1 protein-coding gene is annotated in these 327 nt (G+C 41.3%); it reads right to left on the reverse strand.

The annotated features are described in order from the left end of the window. Positions 1-52: 52 nt before the first annotated feature. Positions 53-327 (reverse strand): hypothetical protein (locus tag MY55_RS24130; protein WP_208856082.1); only part of this gene is annotated, 275 nt, incomplete at its 5' end.

Genomic DNA, 327 nt, shown 5'->3' on the forward strand with positions numbered 1-327 from the left:
AAAATGATTATTAAGAAAAAATTCTCATTGCGCATGATGTAGAATCAAAAATCTAATTGCACCCAATGAAATACTGGCAATTCCCACTAATGATGGTCATGCCAATATCTCTATAACCACAAGTCACAACTCTATTGCTATCGGAAAGAGAAACCTGCCCTGCAAATAAATCTGGAACACCACCGTGATAGTTGGTCCCAGATGTCACAATCCAGCGGCATTGATCTTGTTTATAACCTGCGGGCAATGGAATTTGTTGGCCATTAACAATGTAACCAGACTCAAATGTAGATTGTTTCGCAGCCTTGGCCCAGCGACCGGATTGGC

Origin of the sequence: Chromobacterium subtsugae (assembly GCF_001676875.1) — a bacterium.
In the GTDB taxonomy this organism is placed as follows: domain Bacteria; phylum Pseudomonadota; class Gammaproteobacteria; order Burkholderiales; family Chromobacteriaceae; genus Chromobacterium; species Chromobacterium subtsugae.